We start from the raw sequence: 24,267 nt of genomic DNA, 5'->3' as shown, positions 1-24,267 counted from the left end.
CCTATTTGTAAAAACAGCTGCTTCCTGATGGAGGCGGCTGTTTTTTTGTGGAACAGAGGCGCAAAAGGCAAATTGCTTAAACAAAATTAAGATTTTAATTTGGCTTGATCAACTTGAACGTCAAAAACCTGCACTCCTATTTCAAAAGCTTCTTGTTTCTCTTCATTGGTTAAATAATGGTTGTCAGTGGGACGACGAGGATCGCCGCCTGCTTCTAGATATCGCTGTCGAGCTAGTGCAAAAATTTCTCTAAGCCTTTGATACTTTTGTTTTAACAGTGCTGTTGATTTTTTCATAGTTCTGATGCCCATGAAATAGGAGCTATCTCGCCATTTTGCAGAAGGAGTGCTGTAGGTAAAACGGTGCTAGGAGTGGTGATATAGTAAAATCCTCTCTCATCATCATAGAACATTCCCTCAAGCAGTCCTAGAGTTTCTAAAGCATTGAGAATGAGATATTGTGTTTCTGTTGGCTCCATGAATACCTAAAATTTAATGTTTAATTTATAAATTTTTATGGAGCGGTTATTTTTTATTTTAACAAAGTATGTTCAGTTTTATTCCCCTGCCTCTACAGGCAGCACTGGGATATACTCGAATGAATTTTATGAAGAAGCAACATATATTCGTAGTAAATACCAAGAAACACCGATAAGAATTTGGCGAGCCTAACAACTGGATTTTTAATAGTTCACAATTTTAATGAATACAAAGCCGTCCCATGAATTGATTACTGACCTACAACTAAAGGATAGTTAAATTGTTCAGCTATTGGTTGCAAATAATCTAGTTCTTGATCCTGAGATTGTGCTTCTAATAACTTCCGTGCTACATCACGGGCAATTTCTAAAGTTTCAGCAACAGTCCGTCCTTGAGCTACTAAACCTTGAAGCTCATCAGATGTTGCTAAATAAACGCCTTCAGGTAATTTCTCAATGTGGATGTTTAGCAATTTTTCCATTGTTGTGTGCAGTGTTACTTTTATAGGTATGTTAATTACTATGATATCCCTTTTGTAGACTCAAGGAATGACCCTACTTTTTATTTATAAAATTACTTCAAGTTCTAGAAATAGTTGCTGCAAGTAGTTTTCCGCTTTGATCTTGAGCTTGCAATTTTTGAATAATATGCTCAATAATACTATTCAAATCTTTGCGGCGGCGCATAGAGCGTTTCGGGTCAAGTTGACCGTGTTTCAATAATTCTCTAACCTGTTCTCCTAGCTCAGTTAAGTAAAACCTCAGTTGTTCTTCACCGTGTTCGCGTAAAATTTGCCGACATTCAGTTAGGATAATATTGCCATTTTCGAGAGTTTTACTAGCATTTGATTGCTTTGGTGTTGCTGCGGACGAACCTTTACTTTTTTGAGCGTTTAAGCTGTTAGTTAGACATTTTTCTACAGCTTTGGCAAGTTTTGGATCAGATTCTACAACTTCTGCGATCGCTCTTAATAAATCTGCAATTTGTGATGCTTCCATTATCTACCTACTCTCTGAATAAATTCTTTAGCTAACTTCACCATAGAATCATGAGAATCATCATATTTTTGTCTATATGTCAAATAATTACTCAATTCTAAACCTTTTGCAATGTTTGCTCTTTCTAAAATTTTGGTTTCAAAAACTGGTGGATAGAAAGGGTTGACAATAATAGAGTTTAAATGTTCCGTTTGGGCTATGGTTCGGTTGTAACGAGAAATTAATGTTCCTACTGCTTTTAAGTTATGTACATAATCTCTATTAAACTTTTCAATGTGTTCAAGTAATAGATCTAATCCATGAATTGACATTCGGTTTGGTACACAAGGAATTACACAAGCATTACTAGCTAGAAATGCACTTTTAACTATTGTGTTAATATTTGGAGCGCAGTCTATTAAAATATAGTCATAATTATTCAATAAGGGTTTGAGGATTGTACGAAGAAGCTCAACGGGTTTAAAGTTAAAAGAATAATAACCCGATGGCAATTCTTCCTGGATTTCAAATAGCTTTGGGCTACTAGGTATCAGATGTAAGTGGGCAAAAGAATTTCTGTTTCTAACATTTGAAACATTGTGTTTAACTATAAAATTTTCGCTTTTAACATTTTCTAAAAAATATTCAGGATCTTTAAATAAATAAGGCAATGTCAATTTTTTGCTTTCAAATTCTTTTTCCCAAACCTCTTCAGACATTAAAGCACTAGTCAAATTACTTTGAGGATCAAGGTCAATAGCAAGTACACGCTTTTTGTACATTGTATCGCCTGCTAAATATTCTGCTAATGCCATGACGATGGTAGTTTTGCCAACTCCACCCTTGAGGTTGCAAATGCTTATCACTTTAGCTGTCATAATTTCTGGTAGATTGACGCATTTCATGGGCTACAGTTCTATCTTTCCCTGAAAATATGCCCAAGTAACAGGTTAATTCTCAATATCACAATTCTTTTTGCGTCTATGCAGTTCAATTTCTTCTACACAAAACTAACGCACAGTTATTCTTGGTGTCTTTGCGTGAGACTATCCTTATTCAAGTTAACGAACAAATAATGATAAATTGCAGGTAAAACACTAATAGGGTAAATTAAGGAAATGTAATTTACCTGAAATTTAATCTTTACTTCATAAATGACTTGCAACTCACAAACAGCAGAAAAATCCGCAGAAGGTTGGCATGGAAAACTTAATTTAGTCTATGCCGATCGCCAGGATAAAACCCAATTAATTTACAATCACCAACAAGCGCCCCTGAAGGTACAACGCCCATTTTATCCAGAAGGGGAAAAAGTTTGTCATAGCGTCATTTTACATACAGCCGGGGGAGTTGTGGGAGGCGATCGCTTATCCTCTAATATCCACCTCCAATCCCAAGCCCAAGCCTTAATCACCACAGCTGCTGCTAGTAAGATATACCGCAGCAATGGCTTACAAGCTAGACAAACTATCGAAATACAAGTTGACGCTGGTGCTTGTTTAGAATGGCTACCGCAAGAGACAATTTTATTTAACGGCGCGATTTATCGGCAAGATATACGGGTAGAATTAGCAACCGGGGCTAGTTGGTTAGGTTGGGAAATTACCCGATTTGGTCGGAGTGCTAGAGGAGAAAAATTTTATCTGGGAGAATGGCGATCGCACACCGAAATTTGGCAACAAGATGTTCCTTTATGGATTGATCGCCAATGGTTACGGGGTAGCAAAGACATTTTCCACAGTCCCCACGCCTTGGCTGGAAAACCAATTGTAGGTAGTCTAGTTTGGGTTGGTGGTGTAGTTTCAGCAGAAGTTGTCCAAAAAACCCGAAATTTATGGAATGGGGAAGGAGAAGTAGGTGTTAGTCGGTTACAACATGGATTATTGTGTCGGTATCGCGGTGCTTCTACATCTGAGGTGAGAAACTGGTTTATTGATGTTTGGCAATTGCTGCGAGTTTCTTTTTTGAATCGTGGTAATTGTATACCAAGAGTGTGGCAGGTTTGAACGTAGACGCGTAGTGGCTTGCCGCAGGCTACCGCAGACGCGCGGAGAACTCAGAGGAGGAAGTACAAATGCAACTTACGCCGCAGGAAAAAGATAAGCTATTAATTTTTACAGCTGCTTTATTAGCAGAAAGACGTAAAGGAAGGGGTTTAAAACTGAATTATCCCGAAGCGATCGCTTATATTTCTGCTGCCATTTTAGAAGGCGCAAGAGATGGGCAAACTGTAGCTGAATTAATGAGTTATGGTACAACTCTATTAACGCGGGATGATGTGATGGAAGGAATATCAGAAATGGTGCATGAAGTACAGGTAGAAGCAACTTTTCCTGATGGCACAAAGTTAGTGACAGTACATGATCCAATTCGTTAATTTTTGAATTTATTATGATTCCTGGAGAAATCATTACACCAGAAGGTGAAATTGAACTCAATGTTGGTCGTCCAACGGTAAATTTACAAGTGTCGAATACAGGCGATCGCCCCATACAAGTCGGTTCCCACTATCACTTTTATGAAGTTAACACCGCCTTAAATTTTGACAGAGAACAAGCGCGAGGAATGCGCCTCGATATCCCCGCCGGAACCGCAGTTCGCTTTGAACCAGGTGACGAAAAAGAAGTGATTTTAGTCCCCTTAGTCGGTATCCGCCAAGTCTACGGCTTCAACAGCAAAATTAACGGTAATCTTGATTGATAAAACTCTAATGAAACTGGAATCATTTATATGCAAGAAGACCTGAAAATCTGGGAAGTATCCGCAGAAGATAAACTTACGGAAATCATGAAAACTAAATTAAATTTAGAGGCACGTCTAGAAAAGTGGTTAGAAAGAGATATCTCTATTTTTTCACCAGATTTATTAGTAATTGGTAGGCAGGTAGCTACAGATTATAACGGAATAATTGATCTACTTTGTTTAGATAATGGTGGTAATGTTGTCATTGTGGAGTTAAAACGTGATCAAACATCTAGAGAGGTAACTGCTCAAGCGTTAGATTATGCCTCATGGGTGAAAAATCTATCTGCTGATGAAATAAATAATATTGCTGTTAATTATTTCAATTATTTAGGTAATGAAGAAACTTTAGAACAAGCTTTTCAAACAAAATTTGATAAGATATTTCCAGAGATTATAAATAGTCAACACAAAATTTTAATAGTTGCATCAGAAATAGATCCTAGTACTGAAAGAATTATTAGTTATTTGTCAGAAACCTATCAAGTCCCCATAAATGTAGCTAAATTTAATTACTTCAATAATAATGGGCATGAGCTATTAGCAAGAAAATTTTTAGTTGACCCCAACCAAGTTAAAGAAAATATTGCTAGTAAATCATCACGAAAAAATAACTTGACTTACAAAGAATTAGAAGAAACAGCAGAAAATAATGGTGTTAATCGCATATATAAATTAGTTTACCAAGGCTTAATTAAATATCCTTTTTGGACAAATACGACAAAAAGTTGTATTACTTTTACTGGGACTGGTAAAAGTAAAAAAGCGATATTTAATTTAATACCTATTGAGAGTAATCAAGAATTGGGGCTGAAGTTTAAAATTTATCTAACTAGATTATCAGAATATTTAAATAAATCAGAAGAGGCAATAACTAAATTTCTACCAAATATTGAGCCAGTTTTGCAAGAAGAATGGTCTGGTTTAGTTGTGCAAGGATTTTTTACAAATGAGGAATCAGCTAACCATTTTCTAACAAAGTTAAATGAAGCCAAGAGTAATACGATATGAATTATATAATGAACCGCCGCGCCTACGTCGAAATTTTAATGACTCGAATCCTGTGATTTGAGTGCTTCCATCATGACTGTACCAGCCCCAAAGCTATTATAAGGAGTAGGTAAATCGTAGGTTTTGAAGGGTTCCAATAGAGAAATATCCTCTACTGTATCTAAATCTTCGGCAAGGATGCGAATTAGCTTGAGTTTTTCTGATGGAGAAAGCTTTCGAGCTATAGGAATTAGGTCTGCTAGGGTCATTCTGTCTAAGCCTCCAAGAACGCTCATTCATAGCATAAACCCAAATTATCGAAAGCGTGTTCAGCTTTGCCATTTTATAGAGAATCGCACAATCCCACAAACTCTAAAATCAACATCATCGCCAGGAGTAGCATTATGCCTTACAGAATGGATCGCCGCGCCTACGCCGAAACCTATGGACCAACAGTAGGCGATCGCATCCGACTTGCAGACACAGAATTATTTATTGAAGTTGAACAAGATTTCACTACCTACGGCGATGAAGTGAAATTCGGCGGTGGTAAAGTTATCCGAGACGGGATGGGACAATCACCCATTTCTAACGCCGATGGTGCTGTTGATTTAGTAATTACTAATGCCTTAATTCTCGATTGGTGGGGTATTGTCAAAGCGGATATCGGCATTAAAGATGGCAAGATTTTCAAAATTGGTAAAGCCGGAAATCCTTATATTCAAAATAATGTAGATATTATTATCGGCCCCGGAACCGAAGCCTTAGCAGGTGAAGGAATGATCCTCACTGCTGGCGGTATCGATGCCCATATTCATTTTATTTGTCCCCAACAAATTGAAGTGGCGATCGCTTCTGGGATTACCACTATGATCGGTGGCGGTACTGGCCCCGCCACAGGTACAAATGCCACTACCTGCACCCCCGGACCTTGGAACATTTACCGAATGCTGCAAGCTGCTGATGCTTTTCCCGTCAACTTAGGATTTTTGGGTAAAGGTAATGCCAGTCAACCCCAAGGACTTGTAGAACAAGTAGCCGCCGGTGCAATGGGGTTAAAACTACATGAAGACTGGGGAACCACACCCGCAGCAATTGATACCTGCCTCAGTGTTGCCGATGACTATGATGTACAAGTAGCGATTCATACTGATACCCTGAACGAAGCCGGATTTGTCGAAGATACGATCGCAGCTTTCAAGAATCGTACCATCCACACCTACCACACTGAAGGCGCAGGCGGCGGACACGCACCAGATATTATCAAAGTTTGTGGACAAGCCAATGTTCTGCCATCTTCCACCAATCCCACACGTCCTTACACCGTCAACACTTTAGATGAACACCTGGATATGTTGATGGTATGTCATCATCTTGATCCTGCGATCGCTGAAGATGTCGCTTTTGCCGAGTCTCGCATTCGTCGAGAAACCATTGCCGCCGAAGACATTTTACACGACTTAGGCGCATTTAGCATGATTTCTTCCGACTCCCAGGCAATGGGAAGGGTAGGCGAAGTGATAATTCGCACCTGGCAGACATCTCACAAAATGAAGGTGCAACGAGGAACTCTTAACCCACAAGGAACTGAGCAAAAAGCAGATAATTTTCGGGCAAAAAGATATGTTGCTAAGTATACGATTAATCCAGCGATCGCTCACGGAATTGCTCAATATGTGGGTTCAGTGGAAGAGGGAAAATTAGCAGATTTATGTTTGTGGCGATCGGCGTTTTTTGGCGTGAAACCAGAGATAGTGATTAAAGGTGGAATGATTGCATGGGCGCAAATGGGCGATGCTAACGCCAGTATTCCTACACCGCAACCAGTGTATATGCGACCAATGTTTGGTAGTTTTGCTGGTGCCCGTCATGCCACATCATTAACTTTTGTTTCGCAAGCAGCTTTAGAGAAAGAAATTCCCAGCCAGCTAGGTTTACAAAAGGCAGCAGTTGCAGTTTCTGGGACACGCCAATTGAGTAAGCGGGATATGAAGCTGAATGATGCACTACCCCACATTGAAGTAGATCCAGAAACCTATGAAGTCAGGGCAGATGGTGAGTTGCTGATTTGTGAACCGGCGACAGTTTTACCAATGGCACAGAGGTACTTTTTGTTTTAATTCATGAGTGAGCAACTTACTGATTATGATAGTCCTTGGAAAGAAGTCATTGAGCTATATTTTCCCCGCTTTCTGGAATTCTTTTTCACTCAAGCTTATGCCGAAATCGACTGGACGCGACCTTATGAATTTCTAGACACAGAACTGCAACAGCTAGAACCGGATGCAGAAATTGGGCGGCGTTTAGTCGATAAAGTCGCAAAAGTTTGGTTACTGGATGGAGAGGAAGCTTGGGTATTGGTTCATGTGGAAGTCCAAGGGCAATATGACAGCCAATTTGCCGAACGGATGTACACATATAATTACCGTTTGTTTGACCGCCATAAAAAGCGAGTTATTAGTCTAGCAGTTTTAGCAGATGAACAAGCGAATTGGCGACCTTCCAGCTACAGCTATCAACTGGGTGGATGTCGCGTCAGCTTAGAGTTTCCTGTGGCGAAACTGTTGGACTACGAGCAAAGGTGGGAAACCCTAGAGCGAACAACCAACCCTTTTGGTGTAATTGTGATGGCGCATCTCAAGACCAAGGCAACGCAACGAAACCCAGAAAATCGGCTACAGTGGAAACTAAGCCTAGTCAGACGGCTATATGAACGCGGATATAGCCGGGAAGATATTCGGGAACTATTTCGGTTTATCGACTGGATAATGGTTTTACCAAAAGAATTAGCATTTAGTTTTAAAACGGAAGTGAGAAGTTACGAGGAGACAGATAGAATGCGGTACGTAACTAGTATTGAAAGGCTAGCAAAAGAAGAAGGAATTGTCGAAAATGCTAGAGAAAGCATAATTACAGTTCTAGAAACAAGGTTTGGAGAAGTGCCAAGCTCTATTGTCGAAGTTATCAATAAGATAGAAGAACCATCTGTACTCAAAATACTTCATAAAAGAGCGATCGCAATTCCTTCCATAGCAGAATTTCAGCAAGTTTTAGATAGTCTCACCTCTGGGGAATAAGTCTAGGCATAGAGCGGCTCATTGCCAGATATCGCTCTTAAAGATAAAAGTAAAGTTGCCCTCATCGATTTTCTGTCTTGGAGTTCCGATCAAATAGTTAAATGTTGCATCTTTTTAATTTTTAATTACCTTATAAGTAGGTAGGCACGATAAAATCGATATATGTTTAGTTTTGTAAAAACGGTGAAATAACGTATTTGTAAGGTATGTGCTAATTTTACATTTAGTTACGTACTTGTAAATTTTCCCACCCACTTACTTAGATAAAAGCAAAGTATCCTCAATTTCTTGCCTGACTTCGCGGCTTATATAACAATCACTATTCAGGCAATTTACCAGTAATACATTGGCATCGTAATACTGCTGTAAAATTTTATTTTGTGAGTCGTTGAATTGCCAATGTTTTCCAATATTACGATACTTAATCATCATAATTCTTAGTTGCTCATGCCAAGCCTGATCATGCGTTTGGTAAGACTGCTCTGACTGATGATGTTTATCATTTGTATGTCTTTGCTCCCTAAGCTGTTCTAATATATTTCTGAATTCCAAATTATGCGTTAGTTCAAAAGTAATAGATAAGTTGTCGAATTCATAATCAGATAGTGTTACAGCAAGGTCAAGATCAATAGCCAGATTCTGCTCAAGGCCGAGCCTAAAATCATTTGCTATATGACTATCAAGGACTGTATCTATGCTTCGCCCTAAATCCAAATTTGAGACAATATTATTATGGGTTATGTTAAAGTCTAAAGAAAAATCGATAGCAAAATAAACTGCTCTAATTGCTGCTGGTTTATATCCAGCATGAATACATAGAGCTTTTTCATTTGCCCAATTCAAAAAATTTTTTAGCTTCTCATCTGCACATAATAAACTATCAACTTTTTGCTTCATAAAGCGTACTAAATCATCAGCTTTACGCATCATGCCTGTAGTTAGTAAAAACACCTCGCGCCAGCGTGTTTCAGTAATATGTTCTGCTAACTTTTGTATAGCATTGATATCTCGTATTTCTACAATTTCTCTGGCAGCAAAATACTCCTGAAACGTCAGGTGCGAAAATGAATAGATGCCTTTTGCTCGTTCTACCAGTAGCCCATGTTGTGCTTCAATCGACTCCAAAACGGCTTTGCTGTCAAGTTTCAAAACTTCAGGTTCGGAATTGACATCACGTAAATTTTGAATGAAATCAGCAATATACGTCTCAACCATTCTTTGCTTAAAGAAATAGTCCTTTTGCTCAAAAGTAGTCAGGGCAATATGGCTCAGTAAGTCTTCCTTACGCTGTAATGACAAGTTTTTATAAATTTGATCACGCTCAATATTGCGTTTAGCGTCCCATTTTTTGAGCAACACATCTAATCCTTCTTTATAAAGTTCTGAACGATTTGCTGGAAAATCTGCACTTTCACCAAACACCAAACACAGTAGCGTTAACAATAAAGGGTTGGTTGCCAGTTCTTGAATCGGTTCGTTATCCTTGAGTTTTTGGATAAAACGTTTGCCTTTCACCGGATCACTTAATCGGAACCAGTTTTGGGCAAAAATGGCAATTTGTTCTTGGTCAAAATCCGCCATTTCCACTTCTGTAAACCGTTCAAAAGTGTATTCTTTGGCAGCAATTCGACACGTCATTATGAACTGATTGGTATGAAAGTTATCAGACAGATATAGAATTTGCCGTAAGACACGCTTCGTATCCTCTTCGCGCACTTCATCCAAACCATCTAGCAAAATCAATGCCTTACCTTGTCTCAATAGTTTGTCTGCTTTGAAGCTGGCATTCTTCACTCCAAAACCTGACAATTGTTGAGCAACATATTTCAACACATCTGGCTGTTTGGGTGCTTCTGCGAAATTCTTAAGGGTGATAAATAAGGGAACTCGGTTTGTTAAATACTCTCCCTCAATGCACTGCATCGCCAAATACTTCAAAAATGTGGTCTTACCTGCTCCGGGTTTTCCCAAAACCATCAGCTTATTGTAGCGTTGCACCACTTCCAGCCCCGATATTCGCTTCTCTGTTACTCGGCTGAGTCCAAAGTGATCAAAGTGTTCTGGATTACAGTTTTGCAACAGTTCAGGGATATCTAGTCGCCTGCGTCCTGTAATTTTCTCTAGAATGTTGACGTTGGTATAGATACCTCGCTCTCCAGTTAACTCAATCGGCTGAGGCATATCCAGCACGCGCATGGTTCCACATTTTTCTTTAATGCTGGGTTTAACCTTTTCGCGGATTTCTTGAACTAGAGCATCAATATCATTTTCTGAAACCTCAGCTATTAAGTTACCAGCAGGTTTCTGCTGTGAATATCGCTTTTCGAGATACTCTCGCAAGCGGCTTTCTTTCACAGGCCCACTGCCATTGATACGGAATTTCTTGTAAATCCCTGTTAGACAACTACTGAGATTGCTGTTAGAGATGTTGAGCGCTTGTGTAACTTGAACTCGACTCTTGCCATTACCAAAGATTTCCAAAAAGACTGCCTTTTCTCGGTTTGACAATTCGCTGTATTGCTCTAGTTGTGTCAGGAAGTCTCTTGGTAACGACATATACTTAGTGTGAAATCGCCTTAAAGTTCAGTCTAGCTTGCGTTTGCAGAGATTGGCGGCTAGTAAAGATATGTCAAGACAAGTCAATCTAAGTCACTACAAGTCAAATAAATAACTACAAAACAAAATTGCGACATTGAACTCAGTCAAGTAACTGAGGCGATCGCAATGTTAGAAATATTAATTACTCTGATTGTCAAGAAATCTATTGAAGTTATCCTAGTGCTACTGCTGAAAAAAATCTGGGCATGGCTGCTGAGGGATGAAAGCTTCCAACGCCTCAACCACTTTCTGAAAATGCAGATTCTTGTACTCTATCTTGATTGGATTTTGCTCAAAACATCTCTAAAATCTCTGCTGAAGCCAGCAAAAGAGAACGATTCACACACATATGGCTAGTTTCGGTGGAGGAGGCAACACTTTCCTCTATGCTTTTATTTTGAAAACAAATTGTGCAAAATGCTCAACAATAATTATCCTACATACGGAAAAGTTCACTCTACCATAAGAAGTATGTTGCCCTAAGAAACTCAGAAGGTACTCTTATTTTTGGGCGATCGCCTACGCAATTATATCTCTAGTTCACTACCGAAACCGATACATCAAAGGCTACATAAGTCATTCCACAATTTGCTGTTTTCAAAGCTAAAATTTTACCAGCCATAATTTAATTAGTGAGTTATTTTTTAGCAAAAAACCCAGGCTAATTTAACTTAGCAGCAAATTCTCAACTCCAGTGAATACGAAATTACTAGTAAAAAATACTTCTTAGGTAGGGAGGCTTACTAAAAACTTGTTAGATAAATTGTTACAAATACAACTAGTCTTAGAAAAATTTACTTTTACCCCATACCTTGCATCTATATGACTTCACAATCTTCTCGCTCTGACAAAATTCTTGTTGTCGATGACTCTCCTGATAACGTGTTTTTGATCAAAACTATTTTGGAGGAAGAAGGTTACACGATTAGCACCGCCGAAAATGGGATTTCCGCCTTGGCAGAATTGAAAGCTTCTCCTTGTGATTTGGTTCTGCTGGATCTAATGATGCCAGGTATGGATGGGTACGAAGTTACTAAGTATATTCGTGGAGAGATGAAATTGCCGCAATACATCCCCATATTGCTGATCACTGCCCACGATGCGCCCAACGTCGCCCACGGATTAGATTTGGGTGCTGATGATTTTATCCGCAAACCTGTAACAGTAGATGAATTGCTGGCACGAGTGCGATCGCTCCTACGTTTGAAGAATAGTATGGATGAACGTGATGAAATTGCCCGCCAGCGAGAAGATTTTGTCTCCCGCCTCACCCACGACTTACGCACTCCCTTAGTAGCCGCCGATCGTATGTTGATGCTATTTCAGCAAGGTGCGTTGGGAACATTATCACCGCAAATGCAGGAAGTAATCGCCATCATGGCCCGTAGCAATATCAACCTGCTTTCTATGGTCAATACCTTATTGGAAGTTTATCGCTTTGAAGCAGGCCGCAAAACTTTGGCATTTCAACCGGTTAATTTGGACAGATTGCTAGAGGAGGTGAATGGAGAATTAGCACCCCTAGCTCAAGAAAAAGCACTGTCGATTAATCTAGATAAAACTTCGGAGTCAAGCACAAATACAGTGATGGGCGATCGCTTAGAATTGCATCGTCTATTCACTAATCTGATCGGGAATGCGATCAAATTTACCGATTCTGGGTCTGTGACTATTCGTTTTACTTCTCAAAGCCAGTTCGACAAAAGTAGCCAATCTCAGTTTTCTGAAAGATCCAATTCTGTTGACTACATTAAAATTGAAATAGCGGATACCGGCCCAGGTATTCCCCCTGAAGAACAAGCCACCATCTTTGAACGATTTCGCCAAGGCAGCCACAAGAGTTCTGGTAGCGGTTTAGGACTGTACCTTGCTCGTCGAATTGTCGAGGCGCATCAAGGCATTATTCTGCTTAATTCCGAGTTGGGCAAAGGTAGTGTATTTAGTGTGCTTCTACCCACCAAAACCTGAGAAAATTAGTAATTATAAATTATGAATCATCAAATTTTTTACCCTGATAATTCATAATTTATAACTTTACTACTATCTACCAAGAATTTAAAGTAAATATTTCAATTAGAAAATCAAACACTAAAATCTGACGAATAAAATATGCTGATATAGCGGTTCTGGCTTGAGTAGGTACTGAACCCCACCCCCAACCCCCTCCCCGCACGCGAAGGTGTATACACAAGTCGGAAAACCTGATCCAAATTGACTCTCAACCCATAAATCAAAACCTCACCCAAGATTACCCAAGGGTAAATCTGTCCCTCTCCTTAGTAAGGAGAGGGACAGGTTTTGCGTAGCAGAACCAGGGTGAGGTTTTTCAAGATTTTTGAGTAATTTGATGACTTGTGTATATACGGTAGGCACGCGAGGAGGGGGCTATGATCTACCTTATGTGATTAGGAAACGCTATATAGCAGCGCTAGCATTGAATAAATAGTTTTTGATAGGAAAAAACAATGATCACTACTGAATTATCTAAGGTTGGCGATATTATCCAGAATCAGCGTGAGTTTTTTCAAACTGGTAAAACTAAAGATGTCACTTTTCGCATTGAACAACTTAAAAATCTCAAGCAAGCAATCATTGAGCATGAACAGTCAATAATCGAGGCATTACAAGGGGATTTACATAAACCAGAATTGGAGACTTACCTTACAGAAATCGGCGTAATTAAGGAAATTGATTACGCCATAAAACATATCAATACCTGGAGTAAGCCCAAAAAAGCAGCCGTTTCCCTTGATTTTTTTTCCTACTCAGCGAGAATTTATCCAGAACCGTTAGGGGTTGTCTTAATTATTGGGCCTTGGAACTATCCATTTCAGTTAATTATCTCACCGTTAATAGGTGCGATCGCAGCCGGGAATTGTGCAATTATCAAACCTTCAGAAATTGCTTCTCATACTTCCGGTATCATCGCCGAAATTGTCGCCAAACATTTTGATCCAGCTTATATTGCAGTGGTTGAAGGAGGCGTGGAAGCAAGTGAAAAACTACTGGCAGAAAAGTTTGACCATATCTTTTTTACTGGTGGCACAGCCATCGGCAAAATCATCATGGCAGCAGCAGCAAAATATCTCACACCAGTTACTTTAGAATTGGGCGGTAAAAGTCCTTGTATCGTAGATACTGACATTAATCTTGAACACACTATCAGACGAATTACTTGGGGCAAATTTATTAATGCTGGACAAACTTGTATTGCCCCTGACTATCTTTTAGTTGATAAAAAAATCAAAAAAGATTTAATAGATGGTTTGGAAAAATGCCTAAAAGAATTTTATGGCGATAATCCCGTAAACAGTCCTGATTATGCCAGGATTATCAGTCAAAAACACTTTGACAGGTTAGTTAACTTTCTCAAAGATGGTGAAGTTATCATTGGTGGAAAAACTCAACCTTCAGAGCGTTATATTGCCCCCACAGTGATTGATAATGTCTCTTTGGAAGATTCTGTAATGCAGGAAGAAATTTTTGGCCCCATTCTACCCATCATTGAATATACTGACATTGCAGAAGCGATCGCCTTGATTAACTCTAGACCTAAACCCTTGGCGTTATATTTATTTTCTCAAAACAAAAACCTGCAAAAGCGAGTTTTGCAGGAAACTTCCTCTGGTGGAGTCTGTATCAACGATACAGTGATGCAAGTTGGTGTTTCGTCTTTACCATTTGGTGGGGTGGGAGATAGCGGTATTGGCAACTATCACGGCAAAGCTAGTTTTGAAACTTTTTCCCATGAAAAAAGTGTATTGAAAAACTCATTCTGGCTGGATTTAAAATGGCGATACGCTCCTTATGAGGGCAAATTGCCGCTAATCAAGAAACTTTTGGGTTAAAAAAATTTATGAGTTAGGAGTGAGAAATAAAAAATCTACAACTCTTAACTCTTGTACAGACGCGATTAATCGCGTCTCTCCTAAAACCCAAAAGCGTTACTATAACGCTCCTCAGCCCAAGGTTCACCACGGCGATGGTAGCCATTGCGCTCCCAAAAACCAAGTTCTTCACCAGCTAAAAACTCTAAACCATTAATCCACTTAGCACTTTTCCAAGCGTAAAGGTGGGGAACAACTAGCCGCATCGGCCCACCATGTTCAGATGGAAGGGGTTCACCAAAGACTTTAAAAGCAAAGAAGTTTTCTTCGCGCATAAAATCTTCTATAGAAATATTGGTAGTGTAGCCGCCATAGCAGTGTTCCATAATGTGGGCTACTTTGGGGTCTTGTTCAATCAGACCCATAAAATCTGTCACTTTAATGCCAGTCCATTTGACATCCAGTTTAGACCAGCGCGTTACACAGTGGAAGTCGGCTGTGAATTCGTGTTGAGGTAGCTCCATAAAGTCTGACCAACTAAAGGTAGCAGGTTTTGCCAAACCCCAAACTCGAAACTCCCATTCCTCAGTGCTAACTTCGGGAGTTGCACCGTAAGTTAATACGGGGAAACCTTTAGCTAAGTGTTGACCAGGAGGGACGCGTTCGCCCTCTTCCTTCCCTGGTTTCTGAAAAAATTTTCCTAGCATAGTTGGAGAAAAATAAGTTTTCTCAAAATATTTACAAGCTTTTTTGCAAATACTCTTTATATGATTACTCATAAATCATAGGTAATGGGTAATGGATGTTCCCAATTACTCACTACCAATTTTTTTGATCTAATGAGCTTGTGTAGAGTATCTATTATTCATAATCCAATCAGGAAAGCTAAGAAAAAGCGTTTATTCAGTGGTAATAAGTTTGATTGGTGAATTTGACCATCAAATCTATTGGTGCTGTTCATGCTTTTCCTGACTGGGAAATTATGATTCTTCTTCCTCTTCTTCAGCAGCTGGATAGACAAATGTAGAACGTCCAGTCAAAATTGACTTGCCCAAAGAGAGAGCTTTCTGAGCTTCGACTACGGCTTTATGCCTCCAGGTAGCTCGACGTTTATCTCGTTTTGATTTTGAAGTTTTCTTCTTAGGAACAGCCATGTCAGCAGGTATCGGGATTCTTGACAACCTTCTTATTCTAGTCCATCCATTGACGCTAAGGACAACAGTTGAGTTAGGAATAAGTAAGTTGAATTGATCGGTTGAGACTGAAGTGGGGACACCGGCGCACCCTGCGGGAAGCAAGCTACGGACTTCTTTGGATGTCAATCAATCTAAACCCGCTATTTTGGGGTTGACAGAGTGCTAGCTGCTGGAACTGTATTAGAGGTTGTCGGCTCTTTTTCAAAGAAAAGTAGCGATCGCGCAGTTTTGAAGTAAGTAGCCCAAATTTGAGCATCAGGGCGCGATCGCCATTCTGGACGACTGACTTCTAATGTCAGAACTGGTGCGATCGATCCATAATTTTGTACGGACACAATGATTGAAACATCTGTCACCAAGATATCTTGGTCGAAACTCCGTTGAGCAGCTGCCCTTGCGGCTGCTTCCGCTCTGCTGAGAACGGTTTCGTAGTTTTCATCTGGTAGGCGGTCAATAGCTAGATCAACTCTAGCGGTGTAAGCTCGCACAACCTGAGGTGCGATCGCTTCCGTTAAAAACCACGCAGGAACGGTAGCTATGAGCAAAACTACTAAAGGAACTATCCGGATTCTTCTGGCAATTTGGCTAATAACTGAAAAGGGAGTGATCGATGATGGTAGGTGAGCAGAAATCTTGCTCATGACCTTCTATCTCCTTAGTGATGATCTGTTATTGAAATTAGGTGAAAGTATTTTCCGAAAAACCAACGTAATAAAAATTACATTCTAACTTAAGATTCGATGAGAATCACCTAGACTATAAGACATAGGTTAGCTTTGTTTTTTTGGCAAAGCCAACCGCAATTTTAAGACCAGCAAACAATAACTGACAAAGAGCGGGATGGCAAACTACTGGGCGATCGCGATTGGCATCAATCAATATCAGTTATTTCAACCTTTAAGTTGTGCCCAAGCAGATGCTGAGGCACTAGAGGATTTTTTGGTGACAGAGGCAGGTTTTGTCCCTAAACACTGTCTGTTAATGACAGATACTTCGCCGCCGATTGGGGATAGGTCAACTTATCCGACGAAGGAGAATATTCTGCTGCTGCTTGAGGATTTGGCAGCAACAAGTTGGCAACCGGAAGACTATCTGTGGTTATTCTTTAGCGGTTATGGGGTCAACTATAAGGGCAAAGATTACTTAATGCCAGCAGAGGGCAACCCCGAACTCGTGCAAGAGACTGGCATCGAATTGCGATCGCTAATGCAAAGTCTGCAACTTGCTGACCTCAATGTATTGCTACTACTCGATATCAACCGCGCTTTTGGCACTCAAGCGGATGCTCCCGTTGGTGAAGAAACAATAGAACTAGCCCAAGAACTACAACTGGCGACAATTCTTTCTTGCCAACCAGAGCAATTTTCCCATGAAAGTAGCGAATTAGGTCACGGATTCTTTACAGCAGCTTTGTTAGAAGCTTTGCGTTCTGGCAATGGCAGCAACTTGGCAGATTTAGAAAGCTACCTAAGCCTGCTCATGCCAAAATTATGTCAACACCACTGGAATCCTGTCCAAAATCCTGCCACTATCATCCCATCAAGGCAGCAAGCAATCTTGCCAAAATTGGCAATGGAAAGCGACTTTGAACCAGAATCGGTGATTTATCCCGAAGAATCCTTTGCTGTTGCGCTTGCGGCTCCCCCCCTCGACGATTACCCTAGAACTTCAGCAGATCGGGGGAGATGGGGAGAAACTAGTGTGAACTCCTCCCAAAAGGTAAAGGCTCACAAGGTCGAGAAGTCTAAGGGTCAAAAAGTCCAGGAGTCAGCTACCGGCTTAGTTTCGCAGCCAATGGCGGAAACTTCTTTAGGAGTGAATACGAGAGGAAGATTTATCCCCAATTCCTCCAAAGGCTACGTCTCTCGATTGCCAGCGAATCAGCCAAGCATCCCTTTTTGGAAACAGTTTATCTTATGGGGCGGAGGTAGCTTGCTGGTAGCAGGTTTAATGGCCGTAGTTTTTCTCCGTAATCAAGAAACTTTTAGAATTAAGCAAATATCAAACACATCACCTAATGCTACTGCTAGCGATCGCCAGGTTATTCAGAATTCACCAAGCGATGTCTACGACGGGCTACGCCTACGCACTCCACCAGTTAGACTCAACAACCAATCTAGCGCCCAAATAGCCTCTAGTTCCGAGTCAAAAAAGCGGAATCAAGCAGTATTAGACCTAGCGAAAATGTCGCTCAGACAAACTCAGGCTAGCGATTTGGGCTTGGCGATCGCTACAGCCCGGAAAATTAGACCCGGTGAACCACTTTACGAACAAGCTCAGGAGAATATTAAGATTTGGAGCCGAATGATTTTAGATTTAGCAGAAGGTCGTGCTAAACAAAGACAGTATGCTAGCGCTATTGCTGCCGCACGGTTAATCACCAAAGATGAAGACCCCTATGCCAAAGCACAAGCAGCAATTAACCTGTGGCGGTTAGAGGGCAAGCAGTATGTGAGTAACAAAACTCTTTTAGATGCAGCTAATGCCTTAATTAAGTCTGGACAGGCATCTACCTACAATCGTGCGATCGAAGTTGCTAAGAAAGTACCAGCAGGTCAACCAGGCTTCGATACTGCCCAAAAATCGATCAATAACTGGAGTGAGAAAATTTTAGATTTGGCCAAGCGTCGCGCTGCGGAAGGAGAACGTAATGGCGCAATTGCAACGGCTGCTTTAGTGCCAGAGGAGACAGGCGCTTACGAAGATGCTCAGGATGCTATCCAAAAATGGCAAAAAAAATAGTGGGGAGTGGGCTTGCCGTGAGCGTAGCCGAATGGGAGTGGGGAGTGGGGAGTTAGGAGTTATGAATTATGAGTTATGAATTATGAATTATGAATTATGAGTTTTATTTTTAATTACTCACTAATCACTGCTCATTCCTAACTTTTCCCTCAGCACTCTGTATTAGCAGTACTGCGACACATCTTCGCCACAATCGTCGGCTAGATAGCACATTGCTCGGAAACGTAAACCAACCACTTCTTCATATAAGGGGTTGAGCTTGCACATGGGCGGAATGTGAAACAGGGTTTTCCCGAATAATTTGACATCTCGCTCAAAGGGACACTGAGATGGAATCAGTTTGCACAAGCGGTGAGCTACTTGGCGATCGCGGACTTGAATGCTATCTACCCGATGCCGTAAGGGTTGGAGAATATCCCAGTAAGACTTGGAAACAGAACGGTTTAGCTGGGTTACTTTATGGTTACTAGTCTCTGCTTGATTGATTGAGACCCAGCTTGTCAGAAAAATCTTTTTTGTAGTATTGTTGAACACCTTCATGGTTAATCCTCCGTGTTATTAAGGCTATTCATCTTTTTGATGAATATATACAACGTGGCGACGACCTTTACCGGAAGAATCGCGTCCTGACTGCGATATAATATAATACCTGAATGGCCACTTAAGTCAGAACTTAATTTATTACTACGTCAAGTTAATCGCAATTTTCTGGGGATCGGTAGTGTAATATTACGATCTTGTTCATATCTTGACATACTTAAGATTTTAGTAAAGACATCTGTCATTGGGTAGGTTTTAGTGTAGCATTTACAAACCTTAATATAAGGTCTTCCTGGAAGTATTTTTGCTAAGTATAAATATTGGTAATACCCTAGTAGGCGTTTTTCCTCTCTGTATTCCCACTTTCCCACGTCGCCGCGTCCTGTTCATTGGTGGCTGAATGCCGTAGAAGGCTTTGCCCTGATGTTCACAGGTAATTGGTATAAGTTGCTCACTGTCAAACAACCTTAAGCTGAAAGCACCTGCTGGGCTGTCAGGGTTAATTCTAGGAACGTTCGAGAAACAATCCGTTCGTCTTTGATAAACACAGTTTGCAACTGCCCTGATTTAGCAAACACAGAGTTACTTCATTTTCCAAAGGGTCAACAATCCAATATTCGACCATACCTATATATGCATACTCAGAGTTTTTTTGGTCATAGGGATCGCCTCCAAACAATTTTGGCAGTGCGATCGCTTGCTCAAAATTGGACTCAGTAATTTACAAAGAAATATTTAAAAAATTTTCTTTCTTAAGTAATTTTTCATGAAAATGTATAAAAAATTTATTTAAGCTTTTTAAGCTAACTCAGTTTAACCACTGTCGTAATCCAGAGATACATTGTGCCATAAATATCTTAGGCAATTACTAATTAGGTTGCTGTCAACATAAACTGAGTATTAAAGGCGACTAAAGTATGAGAATGGGAGATCATGTTTATTATAATTGTGGTGGTTACAGCCATCATGGTATTGACTGTGGTGATGGTACAGTCATCGAGTATACAAAGAGTCAAAAAAACATTTCCCGTGTTTCTAGAGATTTTTTTGTATCTGGAAGGACGGTTTTTGTAAGAGAGTATGGTAATTGTGACTCACCACACGTTGTAATTCAACGCGCCGAGAGTAGATTGGGGGAAAATGCCTATGATCTGTTTGATAATAATTGTGAACACTTTGCTACATGGTGTAAGACAGGTATACACGCAAGCGAACAAGTCAAAAATGCTGGAGCAACTACAGGAGGAGCATCTGTAAGTGGAGCCGCAGTTGCGGGTAGTATTGGTGTTGTCAGTGCTGCCGGAGCCGCGGCTGGGCTAAGTGGAGCCGGGATTATGTCAGGTCTAGCTGCAATTGGTGGAGTTGTTGGTGGGGGGGCTGTTGCGGGCATTGGCGCACTTGGTATGGCTCCTGCTGCTATAACAACCTTGGTAATGAATAGTGTTTTAGAAGATAACGAAAATCTTACTAGCGACGAGCGAGAAGCTCGTGCTGTTGGCAGAACGATGACAACTGTTGGTGCTGCTGCTGGTACTGCGGGAGCCGTTGGTGCTGTTGCAGCGGCTGGAAGCGTTGCTGGTCTGAGTGCTGCTGGAATCACTTCAGGGTTAGCCGCTGTTGGGGCGACAGTTGGCGGTGGTATGGCAGCAGGTGTAGCTATCACAGTTGCAGCACCAGCAGTTGCAGCCGCAGCAATTGGTTATGGCGCTTATTGTTTCTGGAAATGGATATCAGAATAATAAATCACCAATTTAGAGACAGTTGGTTATACCCACTACTCAACTTCTATCAAGGTAAATGATTTTTCTCTAACTCTCACGCCAAAGCGCAAAGACGTTCAGAAAAATTCTGCGTCTCTGCGCCTCTGCGTGAGATTTTTACCTTAAATTCCCTATGATGCTACCTGAGCAGCAGTTCGGGTCCGGCGTCTTCTACCATCGGCAACTTTTACAGGCGGCTCATCAGGAATTTGCATCAACAAAGTCACAGATGGCTGACATTGCAATTCTCGGCGGATGGAACGTTGCAATTCTCGCTCTAAAGTTCCTTGCAATCCACCCCAATCTATATCTGCTGCTTCACCTTCCCCAGCAGCGAATTCTGACCAACGCACACTGAGGATTTCTTCAATGCGTTGTTTTACCCAGGTTTGCAGGAGCGATCGCTCTACACTTGTCACTACACCCCGAAGGTGAGTTTCTGGTTTTGCCAATAGTTTACCATTCCAATCAATGGCAGCTGCGATCGTGATAATGCCTTCTGAAGCCATGCGTTGCCGTTCTTGTAAAACTTTGGAACTTACCATACCCGAACTAGTAGTATCCACCAGTTCGATACCAGATGGCACTTTACCAGCGACGCGAATGGAATCTTCAGTCAGTTCGACAACATCACCATTTTGAATAATGATCATGTTTTCGGCGGGAATGCCCATACTCTGAGCCGTTTCTGCATGCTTCACCAGCATCCGATGTTCGCCGTGAAATGGCACAAAGAACTTGGGTCGAGTTAAGGCAATCATCAGCTTTTGTTCTTCCTGACAGCCGTGACCGGAGACGTGAATCCCTTTATCTCGACCATAGACTACTTTCGCCCCCTGAATCATCAACTTATCGATGGTGTTGACTACAGCGATCGTATTTCCGGGAATTGGGTTAGCAGAGAATACTACCGTATCTCCTTGGCGGATTTTAATGTGAGGATGTTCTTTGTTAGCTATGCGGGTCATTGCTGCCATCAATTCACCCTGAGAACCTGTAGTTAAAATTAAAACTTTATCATCAGGTAGATTGCGGACTGCGTGCAATGGTTGCAGCAGATTATCGTCACACTTGATGTAACCTAAATTGCGGGCATGAGCAATCAAGTTCAGCATGGAACGCCCCACAATCGTCACTACACGGTTTTGCTTCTTGGCGATATCCAAAATCATGTTGATGCGATGCACGCTAGAAGCAAAGGTAGTGACAAATAATCGTCCAGTGGCTTGACTAAATACTCTTTCCAGATTGGGATAAACGGAACGTTCCGAAGGTGTAAATCCTGGAATCTCAGCGTTAGTGGAATCACTTAGGAGGCAAAGAACGCCTTTTTCACCATGTTCTGCTAGGCGTTGCAAGTCAAACTTTTCCCCATCCACTGGGGTATGGTCAATTTTGAAATCGCCTGTGTGAATGACTACACCAAGGGGAGTCTGAATCGCAACAGTGAAACTATCAGCGATGGAGTGGGTATTACGGATATATTCCACCAAAAAGTTTTTGCCAATCCGCACGACATCACGGGGTAGAACAGTTCTGATTTCCGTGCGATCGCGCACTCCCGCTTCTTCCAGTTTACCCTCTAGCATTGCCATTGCTAGTCTGGGTCCATAAATCACGGGGATATCAAATTGCTTGAGATGAAAAGCAATCCCGCCAATATGGTCTTCATGACCATGAGTAACGATCATCCCTTTAATTTTGTGGCGATTTTCCCGCAGATAGGTCGTGTCTGGCAGAACAATATTTACTCCATGCATCGCCTCTGTGGGAAAAGCCAATCCTGCATCTAACAGAATAATTTCATCGTCATACTCGAAAAGACAAGTATTTTTCCCAATTTCATGCAAACCGCCCAAAGGAATAATTTTCAAGGCGGAATTGTTAGCTTCGTTTTTAGCCATTTTCTCCTTAGATTGTTACTTGTGGTTAATTAAGTTGATAGTTAACGAACTTGTATTTAAGACAACATCTGCTGTCTCTTAAGTCAGTCCCAAAGCAATCAAGTTTTAATTGATATCTTCAATTTTTTATTCAATAAAATCGACTGTACACTCAAGGATTCATAGTATATCTATCAGTCCTAGCACAGGTTTTTTAAATTGCAACTTATGAACAATTATGGTCATTGTTTATATGTATCTTTGGCAATGAGCAGATCGCCAGCGCTTAACTAGTTGGTGGCTAGATTAAACTAAGTTCTTTCAGAACCGCTTCTAATTTTTGACTGACTTCTAAATCAGCTTCACATAGCGGCGGACGAGTTGAACCAACCTCCCAACCTTGAAGTTTCAGTGCTTTTTTCACAGGAATGGGATTTGAAGTGAGAAATAGAGCTTTAAACAACGGGAAGAGTTGGAGATGAATGTCGCTGGCTACCTCGATTTTCCCCGCATTAAAAGCTTGGATCATCTGCTGTAGTTGGTTTCCTACCAGATGAGAAGCCACACTTACCACACCCTTTGCCCCGATCGCTAACAAGGGCAAAGTCATGTAATCATCACCAGAATAGATGTGGAATTCTTTTGGTGTCAAGCGACGAATTTCGCTTGCCTGATCTATACTACCAGTGGATTCTTTAATCCCGACAATATTGCTAACCTCAGCTAACCGGGCAACTGTTTCTGGCTGAAGGTTTTGTCCGGTACGACCGGGGACATTGTATAACAACAATGGTAAGTCGGGACAGGCTTGTGCTATTGCCTGAAAGTGCGCTTCCAATCCCGCTTGTGGCGGCTTGTTGTAATAAGGAACAACTTGTAAGGAACCATGTACTCCTATCTTAGACGCTTTTTGGGTGGCAGCGATCGCTTCTTTGGTGGAATTTGAACCACAACCTGCGATCACCTTAGCTTTTCCTGCCACGGACTGCAATACTTCGACAAACAACTGGTATTCCTCATCCCAACTTAGCGTCGGGGATTCTCCTGTTGTGCCGCACATCACCAATGTATCTGTACCGTTGTTAGCTAGATGCGCCGCCAGTTCTGCCGCTACATCATAGTTGACACTACCATCTGGTTTAAACGGCGTAATCATTGCGGTTAAAACATTACCAAAATCTCCCACCCTTTTTTCACTCCTGATTACCCATGTTTTTGTATCTTGGTGGTTTTCTATTGTAATAACCTATCTGCAAATTGCTTTCAAGTGTCATTTGTCATTTGTCATTTGTCATTTGTCCTTTGTCCCCGTACTCCTTCGGGGAAGCAAGCTACGTGCAACCTTTCCCTTAAGATCAAGAACTTTTGTTCGTTTTTGGCTTTGGCGGAGCCATCTAAGGAAGCCTTATGTTAGACTTCTGTGTTTGTCCTTTGTCCTTGGTTTTCACTAATGACT

At 41.0% G+C, this 24,267-nt stretch carries 24 protein-coding genes; 11 read left to right on the top strand and 13 right to left on the bottom strand.

The window, feature by feature from the left end:
* Positions 1-86: 86 nt before the first annotated feature.
* The 5 genes from V7K27_RS12415 to V7K27_RS12395 form a co-directional block, all read right to left on the bottom strand.
* Positions 87-296: a hypothetical protein gene (locus V7K27_RS12415; protein ID WP_334947524.1), complete on the bottom strand. Its 210-nt coding sequence runs from the start codon at positions 294-296 to the stop codon at positions 87-89.
* A complete protein-coding gene (locus V7K27_RS12410; protein ID WP_334947522.1) occupies positions 293-478 on the bottom strand; it encodes a hypothetical protein in 186 nt (61 codons plus the stop codon). The genes V7K27_RS12415 and V7K27_RS12410 overlap by 4 nt, the downstream gene beginning before the upstream one ends.
* Positions 479-729: 251 nt before the next feature.
* Positions 730-960, bottom strand: a complete 231-nt coding sequence (locus tag V7K27_RS12405) for a type II toxin-antitoxin system HicB family antitoxin (RefSeq protein WP_334947520.1) — start codon at positions 958-960, stop codon at positions 730-732.
* Positions 961-1,057: 97 nt separating this feature from the next.
* Complete coding sequence (locus tag V7K27_RS12400; RefSeq protein ID WP_334947518.1) at positions 1,058-1,477, bottom strand: hypothetical protein; 420 nt, start codon at positions 1,475-1,477, stop codon at positions 1,058-1,060.
* Positions 1,477-2,334, bottom strand: a complete 858-nt coding sequence (locus V7K27_RS12395; protein ID WP_334947516.1) for a ParA family protein — start codon at positions 2,332-2,334, stop codon at positions 1,477-1,479. Before V7K27_RS12395 ends, V7K27_RS12400 begins: the two co-directional genes overlap by 1 nt.
* A 276-nt stretch (positions 2,335-2,610) precedes the next feature.
* On the opposite strand from V7K27_RS12395, the gene V7K27_RS12390 reads away from it, so the two are divergent.
* The 4 genes from V7K27_RS12390 (at position 2,611) to V7K27_RS12375 (ending at position 5,209) form a co-directional block, all read left to right on the top strand.
* Positions 2,611-3,462 carry an urease accessory protein UreD gene (locus tag V7K27_RS12390; protein WP_334947514.1) on the top strand — a complete coding sequence of 284 codons (852 nt, stop codon included), beginning with the start codon at positions 2,611-2,613 and terminating at the stop codon, positions 3,460-3,462.
* Between the two features lie 68 nt (positions 3,463-3,530).
* Entirely contained in the window at positions 3,531-3,833 is a 303-nt protein-coding gene (ureA, locus tag V7K27_RS12385; protein ID WP_334947512.1) for an urease subunit gamma, read from the top strand.
* A 14-nt stretch (positions 3,834-3,847) separates the two neighbouring features.
* Complete coding sequence (locus V7K27_RS12380) at positions 3,848-4,156, top strand: urease subunit beta (protein ID WP_334947510.1); 309 nt, start codon at positions 3,848-3,850, stop codon at positions 4,154-4,156.
* Between the two features lie 30 nt (positions 4,157-4,186).
* Positions 4,187-5,209, top strand: a complete 1,023-nt coding sequence (locus tag V7K27_RS12375) for a hypothetical protein (RefSeq protein ID WP_334947508.1) — start codon at positions 4,187-4,189, stop codon at positions 5,207-5,209.
* Positions 5,210-5,244: 35 nt separating this feature from the next.
* Here V7K27_RS12375 and V7K27_RS12370 read toward each other — a convergent pair whose 3' ends face one another.
* Positions 5,245-5,457 (bottom strand): hypothetical protein, encoded by a 213-nt coding sequence (locus V7K27_RS12370; RefSeq protein ID WP_334947506.1) that lies wholly within the window; start codon positions 5,455-5,457, stop codon positions 5,245-5,247.
* 135 nt (positions 5,458-5,592) lie between these two features.
* Here V7K27_RS12370 and ureC point away from each other — a divergent pair, with 135 nt between their 5' ends.
* A complete protein-coding gene (gene ureC, locus V7K27_RS12365) occupies positions 5,593-7,308 on the top strand; it encodes an urease subunit alpha (RefSeq protein WP_334947504.1) in 1,716 nt (571 codons plus the stop codon).
* Positions 7,309-7,311: 3 nt separating this feature from the next.
* Positions 7,312-8,265, top strand: a complete 954-nt coding sequence (locus V7K27_RS12360) for a transposase (RefSeq protein WP_334947503.1) — start codon at positions 7,312-7,314, stop codon at positions 8,263-8,265.
* 255 nt (positions 8,266-8,520) lie between these two features.
* On the opposite strand, the gene V7K27_RS12355 is transcribed toward V7K27_RS12360, so the two are convergent.
* Positions 8,521-10,821, bottom strand: coding sequence for an NACHT domain-containing protein (locus V7K27_RS12355; RefSeq protein ID WP_334947501.1), 2,301 nt, complete (start codon positions 10,819-10,821; stop codon positions 8,521-8,523).
* Between the two features lie 168 nt (positions 10,822-10,989).
* On the opposite strand from V7K27_RS12355, the gene V7K27_RS12350 reads away from it, so the two are divergent.
* From V7K27_RS12350 to V7K27_RS12340, 3 genes are all read left to right on the top strand, one after another.
* A complete protein-coding gene (locus V7K27_RS12350) occupies positions 10,990-11,220 on the top strand; it encodes a hypothetical protein (protein ID WP_334947499.1) in 231 nt (76 codons plus the stop codon).
* Positions 11,221-11,685: 465 nt separating this feature from the next.
* A complete protein-coding gene (locus tag V7K27_RS12345; RefSeq protein WP_334947497.1) occupies positions 11,686-12,831 on the top strand; it encodes an ATP-binding response regulator in 1,146 nt (381 codons plus the stop codon).
* Between the two features lie 497 nt (positions 12,832-13,328).
* Positions 13,329-14,711, top strand: a complete 1,383-nt coding sequence (locus tag V7K27_RS12340) for an aldehyde dehydrogenase (RefSeq protein WP_334947495.1) — start codon at positions 13,329-13,331, stop codon at positions 14,709-14,711.
* 80 nt (positions 14,712-14,791) lie between these two features.
* Here V7K27_RS12340 and V7K27_RS12335 read toward each other — a convergent pair whose 3' ends face one another.
* From V7K27_RS12335 to V7K27_RS12325, 3 genes are all read right to left on the bottom strand, one after another.
* On the bottom strand, positions 14,792-15,397 hold the full coding sequence (locus V7K27_RS12335) for a sulfite oxidase-like oxidoreductase (RefSeq protein WP_334947493.1): 606 nt from the start codon (positions 15,395-15,397) through the stop codon (positions 14,792-14,794).
* Between the two features lie 273 nt (positions 15,398-15,670).
* Positions 15,671-15,844: a 50S ribosomal protein L32 gene (gene rpmF, locus V7K27_RS12330; RefSeq protein ID WP_094328804.1), complete on the bottom strand. Its 174-nt coding sequence runs from the start codon at positions 15,842-15,844 to the stop codon at positions 15,671-15,673.
* Between the two features lie 182 nt (positions 15,845-16,026).
* Positions 16,027-16,527: a hypothetical protein gene (locus tag V7K27_RS12325; RefSeq protein WP_334947491.1), complete on the bottom strand. Its 501-nt coding sequence runs from the start codon at positions 16,525-16,527 to the stop codon at positions 16,027-16,029.
* A gap of 199 nt (positions 16,528-16,726) precedes the next feature.
* On the opposite strand from V7K27_RS12325, the gene V7K27_RS12320 reads away from it, so the two are divergent.
* Positions 16,727-18,628 (top strand): caspase family protein, encoded by a 1,902-nt coding sequence (locus V7K27_RS12320; RefSeq protein WP_334947489.1) that lies wholly within the window; start codon positions 16,727-16,729, stop codon positions 18,626-18,628.
* A 162-nt stretch (positions 18,629-18,790) separates the two neighbouring features.
* On the opposite strand, the gene V7K27_RS12315 is transcribed toward V7K27_RS12320, so the two are convergent.
* A complete protein-coding gene (locus V7K27_RS12315) occupies positions 18,791-19,168 on the bottom strand; it encodes a Mo-dependent nitrogenase C-terminal domain-containing protein (RefSeq protein WP_334947487.1) in 378 nt (125 codons plus the stop codon).
* A gap of 923 nt (positions 19,169-20,091) precedes the next feature.
* Here V7K27_RS12315 and V7K27_RS12310 point away from each other — a divergent pair.
* A complete protein-coding gene (locus tag V7K27_RS12310) occupies positions 20,092-20,907 on the top strand; it encodes a lecithin retinol acyltransferase family protein (protein ID WP_334947485.1) in 816 nt (271 codons plus the stop codon).
* 152 nt (positions 20,908-21,059) lie between these two features.
* Here V7K27_RS12310 and V7K27_RS12305 read toward each other — a convergent pair whose 3' ends face one another.
* Together V7K27_RS12305 and dapA are read right to left on the bottom strand one after the other, a co-directional pair.
* Entirely contained in the window at positions 21,060-22,832 is a 1,773-nt protein-coding gene (locus V7K27_RS12305; protein WP_334947483.1) for a ribonuclease J, read from the bottom strand.
* A 280-nt stretch (positions 22,833-23,112) separates the two neighbouring features.
* Complete coding sequence (dapA, locus tag V7K27_RS12300; protein WP_334947481.1) at positions 23,113-23,997, bottom strand: 4-hydroxy-tetrahydrodipicolinate synthase; 885 nt, start codon at positions 23,995-23,997, stop codon at positions 23,113-23,115.
* Between the last annotated feature and the right edge of the window lie 270 nt (positions 23,998-24,267).

Origin of the sequence: Nostoc sp., assembly GCF_036919575.1 — a bacterium.
Lineage (GTDB): Bacteria > Cyanobacteriota > Cyanobacteriia > Cyanobacteriales > Nostocaceae > Nostoc.
This window is presented reverse-complemented; position numbering and strand designations above follow the sequence as displayed.

What these genes read in the sequence shown, in the direction of transcription:
- V7K27_RS12415 (WP_334947524.1), bottom strand. Translation starts at nt 296, where the DNA reads ATGAAAAAATCAACAGCACTGTTAAAACAAAAGTATCAAAGGCTTAGA.
- V7K27_RS12410 (WP_334947522.1), bottom strand. Translation starts at nt 478, where the DNA reads ATGGAGCCAACAGAAACACAATATCTCATTCTCAATGCTTTAGAAACT.
- V7K27_RS12405 (WP_334947520.1), bottom strand. Translation starts at nt 960, where the DNA reads ATGGAAAAATTGCTAAACATCCACATTGAGAAATTACCTGAAGGCGTT.
- V7K27_RS12400 (WP_334947518.1), bottom strand. Translation starts at nt 1,477, where the DNA reads ATGGAAGCATCACAAATTGCAGATTTATTAAGAGCGATCGCAGAAGTT.
- V7K27_RS12395 (WP_334947516.1), bottom strand. Translation starts at nt 2,334, where the DNA reads ATGACAGCTAAAGTGATAAGCATTTGCAACCTCAAGGGTGGAGTTGGC.
- V7K27_RS12390 (WP_334947514.1), top strand. Translation starts at nt 2,611, where the DNA reads ATGACTTGCAACTCACAAACAGCAGAAAAATCCGCAGAAGGTTGGCAT.
- ureA (WP_334947512.1), top strand. Translation starts at nt 3,531, where the DNA reads ATGCAACTTACGCCGCAGGAAAAAGATAAGCTATTAATTTTTACAGCT.
- V7K27_RS12380 (WP_334947510.1), top strand. Translation starts at nt 3,848, where the DNA reads ATGATTCCTGGAGAAATCATTACACCAGAAGGTGAAATTGAACTCAAT.
- V7K27_RS12375 (WP_334947508.1), top strand. Translation starts at nt 4,187, where the DNA reads ATGCAAGAAGACCTGAAAATCTGGGAAGTATCCGCAGAAGATAAACTT.
- V7K27_RS12370 (WP_334947506.1), bottom strand. Translation starts at nt 5,457, where the DNA reads ATGACCCTAGCAGACCTAATTCCTATAGCTCGAAAGCTTTCTCCATCA.
- ureC (WP_334947504.1), top strand. Translation starts at nt 5,593, where the DNA reads ATGCCTTACAGAATGGATCGCCGCGCCTACGCCGAAACCTATGGACCA.
- V7K27_RS12360 (WP_334947503.1), top strand. Translation starts at nt 7,312, where the DNA reads ATGAGTGAGCAACTTACTGATTATGATAGTCCTTGGAAAGAAGTCATT.
- V7K27_RS12355 (WP_334947501.1), bottom strand. Translation starts at nt 10,821, where the DNA reads ATGTCGTTACCAAGAGACTTCCTGACACAACTAGAGCAATACAGCGAA.
- V7K27_RS12350 (WP_334947499.1), top strand. Translation starts at nt 10,990, where the DNA reads ATGTTAGAAATATTAATTACTCTGATTGTCAAGAAATCTATTGAAGTT.
- V7K27_RS12345 (WP_334947497.1), top strand. Translation starts at nt 11,686, where the DNA reads ATGACTTCACAATCTTCTCGCTCTGACAAAATTCTTGTTGTCGATGAC.
- V7K27_RS12340 (WP_334947495.1), top strand. Translation starts at nt 13,329, where the DNA reads ATGATCACTACTGAATTATCTAAGGTTGGCGATATTATCCAGAATCAG.
- V7K27_RS12335 (WP_334947493.1), bottom strand. Translation starts at nt 15,397, where the DNA reads ATGCTAGGAAAATTTTTTCAGAAACCAGGGAAGGAAGAGGGCGAACGC.
- rpmF (WP_094328804.1), bottom strand. Translation starts at nt 15,844, where the DNA reads ATGGCTGTTCCTAAGAAGAAAACTTCAAAATCAAAACGAGATAAACGT.
- V7K27_RS12325 (WP_334947491.1), bottom strand. Translation starts at nt 16,527, where the DNA reads ATGAGCAAGATTTCTGCTCACCTACCATCATCGATCACTCCCTTTTCA.
- V7K27_RS12320 (WP_334947489.1), top strand. Translation starts at nt 16,727, where the DNA reads ATGGCAAACTACTGGGCGATCGCGATTGGCATCAATCAATATCAGTTA.
- V7K27_RS12315 (WP_334947487.1), bottom strand. Translation starts at nt 19,168, where the DNA reads ATGAAGGTGTTCAACAATACTACAAAAAAGATTTTTCTGACAAGCTGG.
- V7K27_RS12310 (WP_334947485.1), top strand. Translation starts at nt 20,092, where the DNA reads ATGGGAGATCATGTTTATTATAATTGTGGTGGTTACAGCCATCATGGT.
- V7K27_RS12305 (WP_334947483.1), bottom strand. Translation starts at nt 22,832, where the DNA reads ATGGCTAAAAACGAAGCTAACAATTCCGCCTTGAAAATTATTCCTTTG.